This is a genomic window from Anaerovorax sp. IOR16 (genome assembly GCF_017168145.1).
In the GTDB taxonomy this organism is placed as follows: domain Bacteria; phylum Bacillota; class Clostridia; order Peptostreptococcales; family Anaerovoracaceae; genus IOR16.
In genome coordinates, this window is the sequence record NZ_JADQTL010000010.1 from 352,690 (window position 1) to 370,317 (window position 17,628).

Genomic DNA, 17,628 nt, shown 5'->3' on the forward strand with positions numbered 1-17,628 from the left:
ATTAAGTTTCAATGGAAATCTGTTGTAATTATTATTATATCCATTACAATGAAAATGTCCATTACAACGATATTACAAAATGGTTATGCTTTTGGGTCGTAAACAAATAAAATCATGTCATTTCTGTTAATTGAGGATAGTTTATGCTTCCATCATACTCCCAAACTGCCTTTTCCTCATTTCCATTTAATGCATTCATAATTTCCAGAATCAGTTCATCCCCTTTGCTTGTACGCAACGTATCTTTACCAGAAAGCTGTTCTTCGCTAATTTGATATACTTGAGATAAACCAGATGTATTTTGATTGATGCCTATATTTTTATTTGCCGTATCCTTAAGCCAAAAACAATAATTCAGTGAACCTAAATTTCTTCCTGCAAGACTTCCGCTTTGCCCGGTTTCTGTAATTTCTCCCGCATTATATGTATTTAGAATACGACCAATATTTTTTCCTATAATACCTCCAATCGCATTTTCACCATGAATTTTACCTGTGTTATAGCTATTACTAATAAGTGTAGAAGATTGTCCTGCAATTCCGCCTGTATTGCTAGCATCACTTTCTTTCCCTATGCGACCCTCATTATAGCACTTTACAACTTTCGATTTTTCCTCTTGTTGAAATCCAATAATTCCTCCAATAGAATTTATGCCATTAACTTCACCCTCATTCCAGCAAAGTTGTATTATCCCTTCGTTATTTCCGACAATTCCGCCTGCATTTGCTCCATAGACTTTATTAAAATTCGCACATTTATTTAGAACTGCTCGATTTCCTTTTGTATAGCCTGCAATACCACCTGTAACTCCATTAGACGTTATATTCCCCTTATTGGTACAATTATATAATGTTACACTTGCATTACTGCTCTCAACTAAACCAACAATCCCCCCTGCATTACCTTTTTCTCCTTCAACGGTACCATAATTGTTTGAATCTTTCAGTGCATTGCTCGTAACTGCTATATCTTCCCCTTCAAGGCGACCGGCAATGCCTCCAACATTTTGACTACCTATTACCGTCCCACGGTGTTCGCATTTATTTAAGCTTTGAATCCCCGCGTGATATACACCAACAACACCTCCAGTATATGTACCCGTACTTTCTACTTTAGCGTAGTTTGTACAGCCCGTTAAGTTTCCGCCACTATAGCCAACGACACCTCCTACACTATTTCCTTGTACTATAGAAGTAGAACTTTCCACGGTACAATCAGAAATTATGCCTAAGGCATAACCTGCAATGGCTCCTGAATAAATGCCTCCCTTATTTTTTATTTCACTGTCTGTAATCCGGATATTTTGAATTCGACTGGAAGAACCTGTCCATCCAAATAAACCTGCCGCATCTGCTTTCATTTTCTCTGATCTGCCGTCTTTGTCACTGTTACTATCAATCTTTAATCTGGAAATGGTATAATGATTGCCATCAAAACACCCAAGAAAAGGAGATTCTTTTGTACCAATCGGTCTCCAATTTCCATTTCGCCAATCTGCAGAAACTTCACCCACCGGAGGCGCTTCTATCGCAAAATCTGTTGTTATCTCAATGTTTTGAACCAACTTAAAATAAACGCCCTCTTGATTATGTTCTCTTACATGATCCAATTGCTCTTGCGTTGCAATTTCATAAGGTGCACTTTCTGTTCCGCTGCCTTGAACAAAAACGCCTTTCGGTAAACGATCAAGTGCTTCCTGATTCGTATCGGAACCATCTGCGGTTTGCGGTAGATGTGTTTTCATACATCCACTGATTATAATTGCCGGCTGTGTCGTTGTCGGTTCAGATGTACCTTGTCCTTTCCCGACTATTACACTTTCTTTCTTCTTAATCTGCAAAAGAAGCTGTACTGCTTCTGCTCTCGTAATGGCATTCGTCGGACGGAAGTTACCTTCGGAATCTCCCTTCATATACCCTTTTTTAAACATCAAGTCCACTGCATTGTATGCCCAAGGGTCGATGAGCGCTTTGTCCTTCGCCGTTTCTGCACCCGAATGACTTTCCGTAATGGTAGAAGGAAGAACTGTAGACGCTACTTGTGCCGCTTCCTGACGTGTCATCATCCTGCCGATACCAAAGGTACCATCGGGATACCCCTTAGTCATACCACCTTCCACCGCCGTTTTCACCGTTGGAATATACCATTCAATCGGATCAACATCGGAAAAGCTTATCTTTGTGTTTGTTATATCCGGCTTTTGTGTCAATATCTTACTCATCAGCGTATAGAACTCTTCCCGCTTAATTAGGTTGTCCGGTAAAAACGTACCGTCCGGATACCCTCCTGCAATATTAAGTCGTACCGCTTCTTCAATGGTACCCTTTGCCCAATGATTGGAAATATCGGAAAAAACCATGTTTTTTGTTACATTCCCAGCAGGGGTGGTACCCTCTGCAGTTGCTGCAACACTACTTATCCCAAAAAACAATGTTACCGAAAGCAAAACCGATGTGATCTTCTTTAAATTCATGATTTTTATTTCCCCCTTACTACATTCATCATCATTTTTTCAAAAAGCTACATTTATATATCTATTTATACACATGATATAAATTAAGATTGCTTTATTAAAACAACCTTCTCATAAAGCTATTATAACCCTCTCGTCAAAGCAGTGTCCAGCGTATCTATAGATTTAACCGTTTATACATACAAAAACCACACCCATCAAATGCAGACAAGTGTGGTTTGTTGCTTAATTTTTCATAGAATGCATTACCGAACGTTGTTCAATAATTTGACACAAACGCTCAAACTCCTTTAGCTCTAATACATTCTTTTTCTCATCCTGAATCATATAGATGCTATCGCTGTGCTCATTCATAAACGCTACGATATCTTGAAACGATAGAAACGGGTCGATAAATATAACATCTCTCGATCCAATTACGCACACATCCATTCTTTCCGGAGATATGGATCTTGACTTACTGCGTTTTTCCATCACTTTCACTAAACTATATTTTCCATACATTACGCCACCTCCATTTTCCATGATCTCCCAATTTAATAGCCTTTTGCAGGTGCGAAACGATTATAATAATTTGAAACAAAATTAATACAAAGTTATTTTTCACTTTGTTTTTCTATTATACCCTATTCCACATCAATACGCATTAAAAAAAAATTATATTTTGTGATTATTTTTTCTTTTTGAAGAAACTTGCTTTTTGTTGATACACCTATATTTTTCTGCTATAATTTCAATATTGTTTGGGCATACCGTCCAAAAAAAAGAGAAATATTGGAAACAACACTAAAATTGTTTTATGTAATAAACTTAAAACAATTTATTTCATTGTGTACGGAATGGGGGAAAATATGAAAATCGGTTTTGATGCAGACAAGTACATTGAAGAACAAGCAAAGTATATCTTAGAACGAATCAACTCTAACGAAGGTGAACGACTCTATCTTGAATTTGGCGGTAAGTTGGTTCATGATAAGCACGCTATGCGTGTTTTACCAGGTTTTGACGAAAATGCAAAGATTAAGCTTTTGCAGAGAATGAAGGAGCACGCAGAAGTTATTATTTGTGTTTATGCCGGTGATATCACCACCAATAAAACACGTCAAGACTTTGGTATCACTTATGATTTAGAGGTTCTGCGCCTAATCGATACATTCCGAAAGTACCATCTGAGCATCAACAGCGTTGTCGTGACTCGATATCAGGACGAGCCTGCTGTCAATATGTTCATTAATAAATTAAAACGCCGTGGTATCAAAACGTACAAACATGGCTATACAAAAGGTTATCCAACCGATGTGGAAACCATTGTAAGTGATGAAGGTTATGGAGCAAATCCATATATTGAAGTAACGAAACCGATTGTCGTGGTAAACGGCCCGGGTCCAGGAAGCGGAAAACTGGCAACTTGCTTAAACCAGCTTTATCATGAACATAAAAGAGGACGAAAGGTTCGCTATGCAAAATTTGAAACCTTCCCAATTTGGAACATTCCGCTGAAGCATCCTGTAAATATTGCATATGAAGCTGCCACTGTCGATCTGCGCGATGTGAATATGATCGACTCGTTCCATTTGGAAGCATACAATCAAATGGCAGTAAACTACAACCGAGACTTAGAGGTCTTTCCGGTTGTAAAAAGAATCATTGAAAAAATTACAAACGAACCATCCGAATACAAATCACCAACAGATATGGGTGTAAATCGCGTCGGTTTTTGCATTACAGATGATGGAACAGTAAGGGAAGCCTCTTGCCAGGAAATCATCCGTCGCTACTTGCTTTGCCAATGCGACTATAAAAAAGGAATTATTGATGAAGATGCGCTTCTTCGTTCCAAGCTTTTAATGGACGAATTAAACTTAAAAGTAGAAGACCGTATCGTCGTAAAACCAGCAAAAGATTATGCAGAATATAAGCGTAATCAAGATCAAAAATACGAAAATGTCATTGTAATGGCAATAGAACTTCCGGATGGAAAAATTATAACCGGAAGAAGCTCCAGAAGAATGGTTGCAGGTGCTGCATTGATCTTAAATGCCATCAAGGATCTTTCCGGATTTCCGGATGATATGCTGCTCATTTCTCCGGAAGTACTGCAAACCATCCAATATTTAAAAACGGATATTTTACACAAAGAAAAATCAACGCTTAACTGTGAAGAGGTTTTGAGTGCCTTGACTATCTCGGCGACAACAAACCCATCTGCAAAAGCCGCTGTGGAGAAGCTTCCATTGCTGATTGGCTGCAAAGCGCACTGCACTGCCATTCTAAGTGATGTAGACGACCAAATTTTCAGAGATTTGGGTATTGATGCCACAAGCGAAGCAGAATATTCTACAAACAATTTATATTTGAGCTAATGAACGATTTAAAATCACTTGTGCGCGAAGCAGCTGTCGATAACCTTAAGATGGAAGAGCTTATTAAAAGATATGAATCTTTTATTTTAAGGTGTGCTTCTTCTACCACCCATAGATATATTACAAAGAATGATGATGAATGGTCCATTGCACTGCTTGCGTTTTCGCAGGCAGTGCATGATTATAATGTGGAAAAAGGTGCATTTCTTTCTTTTGCTGAGCTTGTCATCCGACGTCGCATGGTCGATTTTCTACGCAGCGAGATACGTTATAAATCCGAAATTCCAATTGAACCGACACTCTTTCATTCTGATCCGAGTGAAAATGCCAGTTCACTGGCACTACATATAGAAGTTACAAAAAAAACCATCAAATCAGATCAGATTGACTTAAAACTAGAAATCGAAACGGTAAGTGAAATCTTTTCTTCCTATGGATTTACCTTTTTTGATCTTACGGATTGCTCTCCAAAAGCAGAAAAAACAAAAAAAGCTTGTGCAAAAGCTGTCTGTTATGTATTAAAAAATGAACTTTTGTTACATAATTTACGTAAATCTAAACTACTTCCTATAAAAATAATTGAAAAAAATGCAAAGGTACCCCGAAAAATATTAGAGCGTCACCGAAAGTATATAATAGCAGCAGTCGAGATACTATCCGGAGAGTATCCCGGCCTAGCAGATTATATGCGATTTATCAGAGAGGAGATAGACAAATGAAAGCAGTAGTAACAGAAATAAAAGATACATTTGCCGCAGTCTTATCTGATGATGGTCGCATTATTAAGGTAAAAAATAATAATTATGCGATTGGACAGGTGATTACGATGAAAGAAACAAAATTAAAAGCGAAACACAAGATGATTCCATGGGTAGCTGCTGTGTTTGCAGTCTTTACCATTAGCGGTGCCAGCGCCTATGCGTATTATTCTCCTTATTCCTACGTCAGTCTTGACGTCAATCCTTCCATTGAATACACTCTAAACCGCTTTGATCGTGTACTCGATGTAGAAGCTGTGAATGACGACGGACAGGATATTTTGGAAGAAATTGGGCTTACAAATATAGAAAACCAAACGATTGAAGAAGCCATTGAACAAACCATAGAAGAAATTGCAGAAAACGGATACTTTGATGGTACCGAAGAAGGTGGAATTGTCATTGCCACCTCTGGAGAAGACACTGAAAAATCCGATGAATTAGCAGAAAGCTTACAGGAGACTGCGGAAGAAGCTACTGATAATGAAGAGGTAGAAGTTGTTGTTGAAACAATCAGCGTAGGACTAGAACGTGTACAAAAAGCACGCGAATTGGGTGTTACTCCTGGAAAATTAAATCTTGTAGAAAAATTGCAAGCTAGTTCAGAAAATCCAGATGAAGTAAAAATGGAAGACTGGCTCAATAAACCTGTTAAGGAAATCATGAAGGGAATCAAAGAAAATCGTAAAGCTGCACAAATAAAGGGTGGCGATGACGAAGATACCCAGCAGGAAGATTCTGAAAACGAAGCAACAGAAACCAATGCAAAAGCAGCCGTTGAAAGCTTAACAACTACTTTAAAAGTTCAGCAACAAACACAAACAAAGACAGAACAAAAAATAGAACAGAAAACACAAAATAAGACTGAACAAAAGGCAGAAGAAAAAGCACAGAAACAAGTTGAGCAAAAACTTGAAGAAAAAGTTCAGCAAAAAACACAAGAAAAAGTTCAGCAAAAAACACAAGAAAAAGTTGAACAAAAGATCGAGGATTCTAAAAATCAATCCAATAACAAACCGGAAAAAACAGCAGTAACCGAAGAAGAATCCATTGAAAATGAGCTTGACGGACAGCAAGATAAAGCGAATGATACAAAGAATGAAAATGGAAATAACAGTTCCTCAAAATCTTCTGGTTCAAACAAATCTAAGAGCAAATCAAATTAATCCTATACAAAATAATATTTTTGTATAAATTTTATACACCCCCCTCAAATTATCTATTTTGAGGGGGGTGTTTTTTTATTATACTATGTTTGCAATCAAACAGAAAGGATACAGTATGATATGATAAATGGCACGTATACGATTACGCTCCGAAGCCCTTTGGGACCAAGGCATGGTACATTAACACTTTTGCAGAGTGATTCAAGCTTATCAGGTAGCTTTGACGTACTTGCCTCTCACAATGTATTTGAAAACGGTCATATTCAAAACAATCAATTTTCATTTACAGCGGAAATGCATACCCTATTAGGAAAAAAAATGATTAACGTCACCGGATTTCTTGAAGGAGATGCTCTTGTTGGATTTTTAACCATCGCTTTTAAGCAATTCCCTTTTACCGGTATTCGCTGCTCATTGGATTAAATCTTACACTTTAGAAAAGCGTTCCGTCGCACCGCGGATGTTATTGCTGATTGTAATAGAAACCATTTCAATGAGCTCTTCGGCACTTAACTTAATTTCACCCTTCAACCAGCTAATTAATATAGCAGCAAAGGAAACGGTATAAAAATGTGCCAAAAAATCCTTATACTTTTCCTGTAAGATCAAATCTGACGCGCCCTCTTCGATCACGCTGCGAATAATACTGTGAAGATCTTTATAAAAGAAGGACTCCAAATGAGAACGCCCTAACGAATTTAACGTACACGTACAAACTTCCCAATTTTTCTCAATGTATTTTAATAAATACAGACAGCTGTCCTCCCAGGTTAAGAAGGTCATGTTTTCCCTCAGCAAGCGTATCGCTTCCTGCTCAAACATCCATTCCACTAAATCATAGATGTCTTTAAAGTGATAATAGAAGGTTTGTCGATTTAAACCACAGTCTTCGACAATCTCACGAATGCTGATTTTATTCAATGGCTTCTGTTTCATTATCTTCTTTAAAGATTCTGCAAGTGCTTTTTTTGTTCGATCGCTGGTAACTGAATATGCCATGATACCCTCCCTGTTGTTGTAATTACCTTATTGGTATTATATCACTTCCTTAGACAAATTTCAAAAAATGTCTAAATTTTATACAACACGTATGGATTATCTATTTTAAAAAGCACTTAAATTTCGTAGGATAATATAGAAAAGATAACCGATTTAAGTTAAAAATTAAAAAGTTTATATAATAAAAAATATATACATAAAAGGAGAAATTAATATGGACACTTGTTCAAACACAACAAAAGCAAATAAGAAAAAAACACTTCAAACCATCGCATTGGTTGGTGTCGTTGCTCTCGTAGTTGCTGCATTTTTTACAATTACTTCCGTAACGAAAGCAAAGGAAAAAACCGCTGCGCTTCAAATACAAGGGAGTATTAAACTTGAAGAAATCACTTTGAACTCAAAAATAGCGGGTAACATTGAAGAAGTGGTTGCCTCGGAGGGTGATTCAGTCAAAAAAGGCGATCCGATTCTGCGTATCGACAGCTCTGCTCTTGAAGCAAAAAAACTACAGGCAGAAGGTGCGGTTGCTGCTGCAAAAGCAACGGCAGAAAAAGCAGCAAATGGTGCAAGAAATCAAGAAGTCGCTCAAGCAAAGGCTGCTTTTGATTATGCACAAAAAACTTATGACCGTGTGAAATCTTTATACGAAGAAGGGGCTGTATCTGCAAATACTTATGACGAAACCTATGCAAAATATACGGCAGCCCAGCAAACCTACAACATGGCCTTAGAAGGCGCACGCTCTGAAGATGTATCTGCAGCAAATGCTCTGGTAGCACAAGCGGAAGGCGCTTTGGCTGAAGTAAATTCATATTTAGAAGATTGTACCATCAAAGCACCTGAAGATGGTATTGTTACAGGCATCAACGTAGAAGCAGGTGAACTTGTTTCCACTGGTATGGCACTCGCAACCTTATCCAGTAATAAAACCCCTTGGGTTGAGGTTAGTGTAGAAGAAAATTTACTATCTAATGTTTCTTTAAACCAAAAGGTTCCGGTAACATTAGCCGCCTATTCCGGAAAAGAATTTGCCGGTGTTGTAACGAAAATCAGCCAGCAGCCTGACTTTGCTACAAAGAGAGCAACCAATAACAATGGTGAGTTTGATGTCCTATCTTACCGTGTCACAGTTACTTTAGAAAACTTGGATGTCGATGTGTTTTCCGGTATGACTGCCGTAGTAGATTTTTCAAAGAAAGCCGGTAACGAACAATGATTTCTTTGTTTCATACAGTTGCCGAGCGACTTTATCAATTTAAGCTGCGTCATACAAAAGCCATTATGAATTTATTGATCTTTATTATCATACCAACGATTACCGGAATTGCCTTCGGCTATGAAATGGGTTACAACCGAATTGAATCCGTTCCGATTATGATTGCTGATTACGATCATTCTGAATTCAGCCGCACCCTTTCCGACTATATTGCAGACAGTGAAATTTTAACGATTAAAGAGTATGCTTCCAGCAATGAACAAGTTAAGGATGCTTTGGATTCCGGAGAAGTAATGGCCGCTTTGATCATTCCTGAACAGTTTAATAAGGATCTTCTGAGCGGAAAAGGTCCTAAACTTGAGGTTCTTTATGATGGTGCGCAAATGACGGTAGCCAGTGCTGCAAAATCGGCTCTATCTGAAATTCTATTAACCGTAAAAGCTGGTTATATGAAAAATATTTACCAAGGAAAATTGTCTGTGGTCGAATCCGAATCGATGAAGCAAATTCAGCCGATTGGAGCCACCTACCGCGTACTCTTTAATCCAACAAAAAATTATCGGAACTTCTTGTTGCCCGGTATGCTTGCCGCATTGATGCAGGTTGGATTTGGTATCATTGGCTTATCCAGATCCAAAGAAGAACGTTGTGGATTTTCAAAATCCATAAGTAAAATTATCGGTTGGGGTCTCGCCGGTGCAGGAAGTATGACCATTTGTTTAGGAATACAATATCTGTTTTTCAATCTTCCTTATCGGGGAAGTCTACTGGCAGGTGCGCTGATGACTTGTTTTTTTGCCATTGCTATGACTGCATTTGGTTTTATCATGGGACGTATCGTCCCAGATCGGGTCTTCGCAACCCAGCTTACCTGCGTATTAATTTTACCGACAAGTATTTTGAGTGGATATACATTCCCTGTTATGGCTATGCCGGAACCATTACAAAAGCTTAGTATTTTATGGCCATTGACTTATTATGGTGACGGAATTCGCAGCCTTTGTATGAAAAATATCGGTCTGTCTTACTTTATACCTCACCTAACCGCTTTGGGTACGATCATTGCGGTGGAACTTTTATTTATGGCTTGTATCGTACTAGTGGAGAGAAAATACTATGATTACCAACTTTCATAATACATTCATTAAGGTTAAAGATATATTGGTAGTCCTGTTTCTTCCGATTTTCTTTACCTTATTATTTGGCTATGTTTACAGCAACACTTATGTAGAGCGTATTCCGTTTGCAATTTTAGATTTGGATGAATCCCCATCCTCTCGAATGATAATTGATCAATTCTCTGAGCATAAAGGAATGGATGTTATTGGAACTGTGAGCACTCAAGATGAACTAAAGGACCTCATCTTATCCAATCAGATTTATGGGGGGCTTGTGATTCCTGACCATTTCGATGAAGACATCAAAGCGAAACAATCGCCAGACTTGCTCGTTTTAATGGATGGAACCAATCTTGTCATCGGAAACAATCTTCATGCCTATACGACAACGATTATCAACACCCTTGGCGTTGGCGTGCAAATGAGTATATTGGAGGGAGGCAGCATTGTTCCATATAACGCAGAACAATATTTGACAGCCCTATCCTTTACCAGCCGTATGCTCTACGATCCTCAAATGGGGTATTTCCTGTACGTATTTGCAGGGATACTAGGTATTTTAATTCAACAAACTTACCTAAGTGTCCTCAGTTCACGATTATTGGAGTCAAAAAACGAACTTGCACAGAATCCATATCAATCATCAATCGGATTTCCAAATACACCGCTGCTTCAATCAATCTTACGATTACTCTGTCTTAGCACAGTATCCTTTTTCCTCTGTCTTTTATTTGCGAATAAGGTATATGGTTATCCGCTTCGAGGAGATACACTTTCCCTCTTTGTATTGGTCGTTCTGTTTTTAATTGATGTAACAGCAATGGGAATTCTAATTACCTCCTTTTTTGATGATGAAGCACACTGCGCACAATTTTGTATGTTTTTGTCCGTACCAACGTTCCTGACATCCGGATACATCTGGCCGGAGTTTATGATGGCACCACATTTTGCTTCGATTATTAAATCAATTTGGCCGCTTTACTATTTTGTAAATCCACTTCGGGGACTGTGTATGAAAAATGCCAGCTTTTCCGACATTCTCCCATATTTAATTGGAAGTGCTATGTTTGCAGCGGTTTGGTTAACATTATCTATTTTACTTTTCCGTTACAGAATTCGTTTGATGCGAAAAACCAAATCAGATAATCTTGACATTTGCAAAAATCAGCTTTAAGATAGTAAATAAGTTTTTCCGACTCTTGGGTCGGCAATAAAAAACAATCATAGAAAAGAGGACAACGAGAATGAAAAAACAATATATTAGCGCATTATTGATTGCTTCTATGCTCCTAGGCGGTAGTGCGCTCACGTTTGCAGCCGATTCTAAAGAAGATGCTGTGGAAACAACTCCATCTGCTATTTCTGTAAAAGAAGATGCTTCAAAAGTAGCAACAAATATACCAAAAAAGCTGTCGCTGGATGAGGCAATCAAAATTATGCAGACGACAGGTGCCAGTGCAGAAACAGCCGAACTGAACCGTAAATCTGATGATGCCATTGCAAGGGGCTATGCAGAAACCGTTACTAGTATCAAAGAAGCATTTGATGGATTAGATAAACTCCAATACCTAATAAATATCGGCTATCCAGGAGTCAGCAGTTCTGACTATATGTCTGCAAGTTCCAGTGCCGAAGCTGCCGGTGCAACCGTTACCAACCAAAAAATTATGAAGCTGCGCCGCGACTTTGCAAAAGCACAAGGGGAAAACAATTATAAAGCTGAATTGAATTCCATCGAATATACAACCGTACAACTCTATTCGGGAGTTCTTTTAGCGCAGGATAATTTAAGAATTGCAAAAGACAATTTAAAAGTACAGCAGGACATTTTGAAAAATACCCAAACGCAATATAAGGTAGGTATGGTTGCACAGAAGGATGTACTTTCTGCACAGTCTTCTTTGGAAGCTGCAAAAAGCGATGTGCAATCAGCAGAAACTAAACTGGAAACAGCAAGAATGAGTTTTAATTTTCTGCTCGGATATCCGGTTATGCAGGAAATTACTTTTACCGATACTTTAAAGGAACTTCCTGCTCCAAAGGATAGTTTGGAAGCTTCCATTGATCATGCAATAAAAAACCGCAATGAAATCAAAGGTGCAAACTTTGCAAAGGAGGTACACGGAATTTTATTGGAAAGCTTAAAATACCGCTATCCTCAAAATTCTTCAACTTATTTAAAGCAGCAGGTTGCATATCTCAATGCGGAAAAAACTGCTAAGGATGCGCCAAATAAAATTGAAATTGACATTCGAAGCCAAAAATCAAGCTTAGATGATTTAAAAACGGCTTTGGAATCCGCAAGAGCAAGAGAAACATATGCAAAAGAAGGGTATCGTTTGACAAACTTATCCTTCGAAGCCGGTATGTGTACCTTAGCCGAATTGCAACAGACACAGGTACTTTCTTATAAAGCAAGTTTGGGTGTAGCCGCTGCCATTAATGATTACAACTTGGCAATTTATCAATTTAAGTATGCGACTGACGTAGGAACCACTCGTTTACCGCTATAACAATACTATTTATCTATAATTAAAAGCAAAAGAGCTTTTCCTTTATATCTTAGGAAAAGCTCTTTTTTATGTCATAACATACCAACTACCTTATTAAAAAATATTACTATACCTTTCATCCTTTCGCATATTATGAGATATCAATATATAAATACATGTGTCTTGTCACATGTATTTACTTATGTTATACTGTATCTAATTTATTACTTATACAAAAATAGATGAAAATAGGATGGTATTTAAAATGTATAACGAAATTCAACGGTTAAAAAATGAAACCGATGCAGTACTGCTCGCTCATTATTATGTTGATAAAGAAGTTCAAAAGGTATCGGACTACGTGGGAGATTCTTATTATCTGGCTAAAATAGCAAAAGAAATTCCACAAAAGACGATTTTGTTTTCCGGTGTTTATTTTATGGGCGAAAGTGCAAAAATCCTTAATCCTGAAAAAACAGTGCTTCTGCCTGAGCTTTCCGCAGATTGTCCAATGGCACATATGGCACGTACTGAAAAAATTCAACAAATGCGTGCAGAAATCGATGATTTAGCAGTAGTATGCTACATCAATTCCACAGCTGCATTAAAAGCAAATTGCGATGTATGCGTCACTTCATCCAATGCAAAGACCATTATTCAAAATTTACCGCATAAAAATATTTTTTTCATCCCTGATGTACATTTAGGGCGCTATATCGCTTCCTTAGTTCCAGAAAAAAAGTTCTATTTTAACGATGGATTCTGTCCGGTTCATCAGCGAATTACGGCAAGCCAAGTAGCAATTGCAAGAAAAGAACATCCTTTTGCGCCAGTGTTGGCTCATCCGGAATGTGATTTTTCTGTACTGCAATCGGCTGACTATGTAGGCAGTACAAGCGGAATTATCGCTTATGCTTCATCCTGTGATTCACAGGAAATCATCATTGCAACAGAAGTTGGTGTTTTATATGAATTGGAAAAACGAAATCCACATAAGAAGTTTTTCGCAGTGACATCGGAACAAATATGCAATGATATGAAAAAAATCACCTTAGATAAGGTAATTTCTACCTTAAAAACAAAAACGAACCAGATAGAGATCTCTGAAGATTTACGTAAAAAAGCTCTAATCCCATTAAATCGTATGTTGGAATTGGCCGCAAAACCAACCCTATAGAAAGAAGGCATGCCATGATACAGAACGTTGATGTTGTGATTGTAGGAACCGGGGTTGCCGGACTTTTTTGTGCATTAAATCTCTCTTCAGACAAACAAATCGTAATGATAACAAAAGATGCGCCGGAATCCAGCAACTCTTTTTTAGCACAGGGTGGTGTTTGCATCAAACGAGGCAATGAAGATTATAGCAGCTTTTATGAAGATACCATGAAAGCCGGACATTATCAGAACCGTCCCGAAGCAGTGGACACGATGATTCAAAATTCTCAGGAAGTAATAAGAGATTTGCTGGAATATGGTGTAACCTTTGAACATGATAATGGACAGTTACTCTATACAAAAGAGGGTGGTCACTCCAAACCTCGTATTCTTTACCACAAGGACCAGACTGGACAAGAGATTTCCAATACATTACTAAATCGAGTTAAGCAGTCGGACAATATAACCATTCTCGATCATGTTACTATGATTGATTTACTGATACAGAACAAACGATGCCTGGGCGTTGTTGCAACAAATGCTCAAAATGAAGTTCTCGAAATTCGCAGCCGGGAGACGGTACTCGGAACCGGAGGCGTTGGCGGGCTGTATCAAAATTCAACCAATTTTCACCATATTACAGGAGATGCTTTGGCACTCGCTTTAAAGTATAAAATCCCATTAAAGGACATGGATTGCATTCAGATTCATCCTACCACATTTTATGATTCTACATCTGAACGCTGCTTTTTAATCAGCGAATCGGTACGTGGAGAAGGAGCGGTCTTATATAACAAAGACGGTAAGCGTTTTGTTAATGAACTCATGCCCAGAGATTTGCTATCGCAGGCAATTTATAAACAAATGAAACTGGATGGGACAAACCATGTATGGCTATCGATGATCCCAATCGGAGAGAAAGAAATCAAACGACACTTCCCCACGATTTATAAGCATTGTCTTGAAAAAGGCTTTGATGTTACAAAAGAATGGATTCCGGTAGTCCCGGCCCAACACTACTGCATGGGAGGAATTCTTGTCGATTTGCAAAGCAAAACAACCTTTAAGCAACTATATGCTGTAGGAGAAGTCAGCTGCAATGGAGTTCACGGTGCAAATCGTTTAGCCAGCAACTCTTTACTGGAAAGCTTAGTCTTTTCCAAAAAAGCTGCAAAACAGATTGAATTGGAATTTGAAGAAACCTTTTGTTTGAACTCAAATACTCCAGAATACAAAATCAATGCAAAACAGCTGCAGATGATTAATCAGCAAACACAACAACTTGTACGTGATGAGATAGAAAGGATGATGAAACACAAATGAAAAACCATGGATTTGTCATTGCACAAAGATTAAATATAGACCCTTTACTACTGCAAGCTTTACAAGAAGATATTACACAAGAAGATGTTACGACCAACGCAGTTATGCGCGAAGCTTGCCAAGCCGAAGTTCAGTTGCTTTGTAAGCAAGATGGAATTCTAGCCGGAATTGATGTCTTTGAACGAGTCTTCGATCTCCTAGATTCTAATGTAAAAGTTGTTAAAGATTTTAAAGATGGAGAGATTATTAAAAAAGGCAATCGAATCGCCTTAATTACCGGAGACGTACATGCCTTACTGTCAGGAGAGCGTGTCGCTCTTAATTTTCTGCAACGTATGAGCGGAATTGCCACCTATACCTATCATATGGCTCAAATTCTAAATGGTACAAGTGCCAAACTCTTGGACACAAGAAAAACAACTCCTAACATGCGTATTTTTGAAAAGTATGCCGTACGAGTTGGCGGTGGTTATAATCATCGCTTTAATTTATCCGATGGTATTTTATTAAAAGACAACCATATCAATGCAGCAGGAGGAGTAAAAAAAGCTATTTCTATGGCGAAAGATTATGCACCTTTTGTTCGGAAAATTGAAATTGAAGTAGAAAATTTAACGATGCTTGAAGAAGCCTTAGAAGGTGGTGCTGATATCATCATGCTCGATAATATGTCACCGGAAGATATGAAAATTGCTGTTTTAAAAGCAAAAGGAAAGGCAAAAATCGAGTGCTCTGGTAATGTAACTCTGGAAAATTTAAAACAGTATGCAGACATCGGAGTCGACTATATTTCCTGCGGCGCTTTAACTCATTCTGCGTCCATTTTAGATTTCTCTATGAAGCATTTGCATATTCTTAATTCATAAAAAAACATCATTCATAAGTTAAAATTTGGCACCCCAAATATTAGTTTCTTTCTACCATTTGGGGTGCTAACTTATTGACTGATGTGCTTTCTCAATTATACTTTTAAGTTTAATATTATTTTTAAATAATACCTATGTATTAACATTAATGTCTCTAATTCTTTAAGATTTCTATTGCTTTTTTCAGCTGCAGATCATCATCTTCTGTACTTGCAGTTCCAGTCGCATATTCCCATACAGCCTTATTAAGGGTGTCAATGGTTGCATAATCCAAGCCACCATAAGCGTACAATCCATTTTCTTTTTGAAATTTCTTTATAGCTGCAACTGTTTTTCCATCCATTGTTGCATTCAAAGGTACATCAAACCTTAACACTTGAAGTCTTTGCTGTGCACCGTAAACATTCAAACCAACTTGCCCAGTCGTTGCTTTTACCTTTTCAACCATTGGAACAAATGCATCTATTTTAGAATTTAGTTCTTCAATATCTGCTTCTCCTCCATTGTATACAACATAATCAGGAGTAATCCCCACATGATCAATCGTATTTTTGTTCGGAGTTAAAAAATAAAAAGTGGAAAGTTTAATCTGAGAACCGTTTTTCAGTTCTCCAACCTGCTGAGCAACCCCTTTACCAAAGGTCTTTGTTCCAACCAAAACAGCCTTTTTACTATCCTGCAACGCTCCTGCTAAAATTTCAGATGCACTTGCTGAATTTTTATTTACAAGAAGCACAATCGGTAAATTTACATATGCCTCTTCTGTTGCTTCTAAAGTCTCAATCACTTCGTCTTTTTGTTTAAAATGTAAAATTGGGCCTTCTTCCATTAATTGATCTGCAATTTCTGCTGTCTGTCCAATCAAGCCTCCGGGATTGTTTCTTACATCAATAATCAAAGATTTTGCTCCTGCTTCCAAAAGACGTTTTAAAACAGATTGAAACTCTATATGACAGTCACTGTCAAAGCTCGTAATTCGAATGTAGCCAATGTTTCCTTCTAACATTTTATCCGTCATACAAAGGCTTCCAATCACATCTCGTACCAATGGAAAAGACAAGCTTTTTCCATTGCGATCCACCGTAATGGTTACCTTCGTTCCCTTTTCTCCACGCATTAAAGCAGCGATTTCATCCACACTTTTTCCGCTTGCACGAACTCCATCGACTGCCATTACAACATCTCCTGCCTGAATGCCTGCTTTTTCCGCAGGAGAACCGACAAACGTCTGCGTTATGCTGCATTTACCGTTAACATCCTTAACCGCAACACCAATTCCACTAAAGGCACCATTGACACTCTCAACAAATGCCTCTCCCTCTTGTCCATTTGCAAAATAAACGCTATAAGGATCGTCCAGCGCCTCAAAAATACCTGCATACGCACCATCAAGCAATTTTTTATAAGTGATTTCATCCTTATAATTATTATGTATGGTATTAATTAGCGTCTCCATAGTAGTAAATTCGCTCTTTAAATAAGCATTGCTTTGCGTTTCACTGTCTGCCGCATACACAGCAAACTCACTTGCTCCCAGTAAGCCCGGAAAAAACATCACAAATGAGAAAGAAGTCAGTATCAGTGCTACAGCAACTAAAAGTGCCAAAAATCGTGCTATTTTTTTTGTCTTTTGTGAATGCATTATTACATCCCCTTTCCAATAAAACAATCTTTTAAAATATGATATATCATT

General features: G+C 37.9%; 15 protein-coding genes. 11 read left to right on the forward strand and 4 right to left on the reverse strand.

All coding sequences use genetic code 11. The features are described 5' to 3' along the window. Positions 1-112: 112 nt before the first annotated feature. Both I2490_RS12210 and I2490_RS12215 read right to left on the reverse strand, forming a co-directional pair. Positions 113-2,473 (reverse strand): S-layer homology domain-containing protein, encoded by a 2,361-nt coding sequence (locus I2490_RS12210; RefSeq protein WP_206460036.1) that lies wholly within the window; start codon positions 2,471-2,473, stop codon positions 113-115. A gap of 225 nt (positions 2,474-2,698) precedes the next feature. Then, positions 2,699-2,977 carry a hypothetical protein gene (locus I2490_RS12215; protein ID WP_206460037.1) on the reverse strand — a complete coding sequence of 93 codons (279 nt, stop codon included), beginning with the start codon at positions 2,975-2,977 and terminating at the stop codon, positions 2,699-2,701. Positions 2,978-3,324: 347 nt separating this feature from the next. On the opposite strand from I2490_RS12215, the gene I2490_RS12220 reads away from it, so the two are divergent. From I2490_RS12220 to I2490_RS12235, 4 genes are all read left to right on the forward strand, one after another. Then, positions 3,325-4,836 (forward strand): DUF1846 domain-containing protein, encoded by a 1,512-nt coding sequence (locus I2490_RS12220; protein WP_206460038.1) that lies wholly within the window; start codon positions 3,325-3,327, stop codon positions 4,834-4,836. Beyond that, entirely contained in the window at positions 4,836-5,555 is a 720-nt protein-coding gene (sigI, locus tag I2490_RS12225; protein WP_206460039.1) for an RNA polymerase sigma-I factor, read from the forward strand. Before I2490_RS12220 ends, sigI begins: the two co-directional genes overlap by 1 nt. Continuing rightward, positions 5,552-6,760: an anti-sigma-I factor RsgI family protein gene (locus I2490_RS12230; protein WP_206460040.1), complete on the forward strand. Its 1,209-nt coding sequence runs from the start codon at positions 5,552-5,554 to the stop codon at positions 6,758-6,760. The genes sigI and I2490_RS12230 overlap by 4 nt, the downstream gene beginning before the upstream one ends. A 120-nt stretch (positions 6,761-6,880) precedes the next feature. Then, the gene (locus I2490_RS12235) at positions 6,881-7,183 is read left to right on the forward strand and encodes a hypothetical protein (protein WP_206460041.1); all 303 of its coding nucleotides are present in this window, start codon (positions 6,881-6,883) and stop codon (positions 7,181-7,183) included. A 3-nt stretch (positions 7,184-7,186) separates the two neighbouring features. On the opposite strand, the gene I2490_RS12240 is transcribed toward I2490_RS12235, so the two are convergent. Further along, complete coding sequence (locus tag I2490_RS12240; protein ID WP_206460042.1) at positions 7,187-7,759, reverse strand: TetR/AcrR family transcriptional regulator C-terminal domain-containing protein; 573 nt, start codon at positions 7,757-7,759, stop codon at positions 7,187-7,189. A gap of 214 nt (positions 7,760-7,973) precedes the next feature. On the opposite strand from I2490_RS12240, the gene I2490_RS12245 reads away from it, so the two are divergent. From I2490_RS12245 to nadC, 7 genes are all read left to right on the forward strand, one after another. Further along, on the forward strand, positions 7,974-8,978 hold the full coding sequence (locus I2490_RS12245) for an HlyD family secretion protein (protein ID WP_206460043.1): 1,005 nt from the start codon (positions 7,974-7,976) through the stop codon (positions 8,976-8,978). Beyond that, complete coding sequence (locus tag I2490_RS12250) at positions 8,975-10,114, forward strand: ABC transporter permease (RefSeq protein WP_206460044.1); 1,140 nt, start codon at positions 8,975-8,977, stop codon at positions 10,112-10,114. Before I2490_RS12245 ends, I2490_RS12250 begins: the two co-directional genes overlap by 4 nt. After that, the gene (locus I2490_RS12255; protein ID WP_206460045.1) at positions 10,095-11,270 is read left to right on the forward strand and encodes an ABC transporter permease; all 1,176 of its coding nucleotides are present in this window, start codon (positions 10,095-10,097) and stop codon (positions 11,268-11,270) included. Before I2490_RS12250 ends, I2490_RS12255 begins: the two co-directional genes overlap by 20 nt. 70 nt (positions 11,271-11,340) lie before the next feature. Further along, positions 11,341-12,609, forward strand: a complete 1,269-nt coding sequence (locus I2490_RS12260) for a TolC family protein (protein ID WP_206460046.1) — start codon at positions 11,341-11,343, stop codon at positions 12,607-12,609. Between the two features lie 244 nt (positions 12,610-12,853). Continuing rightward, positions 12,854-13,765, forward strand: a complete 912-nt coding sequence (nadA, locus tag I2490_RS12265) for a quinolinate synthase NadA (protein WP_206460047.1) — start codon at positions 12,854-12,856, stop codon at positions 13,763-13,765. A gap of 14 nt (positions 13,766-13,779) precedes the next feature. Further along, positions 13,780-15,069 (forward strand): L-aspartate oxidase, encoded by a 1,290-nt coding sequence (locus tag I2490_RS12270; protein WP_206460048.1) that lies wholly within the window; start codon positions 13,780-13,782, stop codon positions 15,067-15,069. Beyond that, positions 15,066-15,935 carry a carboxylating nicotinate-nucleotide diphosphorylase gene (gene nadC, locus I2490_RS12275; RefSeq protein WP_206460049.1) on the forward strand — a complete coding sequence of 290 codons (870 nt, stop codon included), beginning with the start codon at positions 15,066-15,068 and terminating at the stop codon, positions 15,933-15,935. Before I2490_RS12270 ends, nadC begins: the two co-directional genes overlap by 4 nt. Positions 15,936-16,089: 154 nt before the next feature. On the opposite strand, the gene I2490_RS12280 is transcribed toward nadC, so the two are convergent. Beyond that, positions 16,090-17,577: a S41 family peptidase gene (locus I2490_RS12280; RefSeq protein ID WP_206460050.1), complete on the reverse strand. Its 1,488-nt coding sequence runs from the start codon at positions 17,575-17,577 to the stop codon at positions 16,090-16,092. Positions 17,578-17,628: the final 51 nt, after the last annotated feature.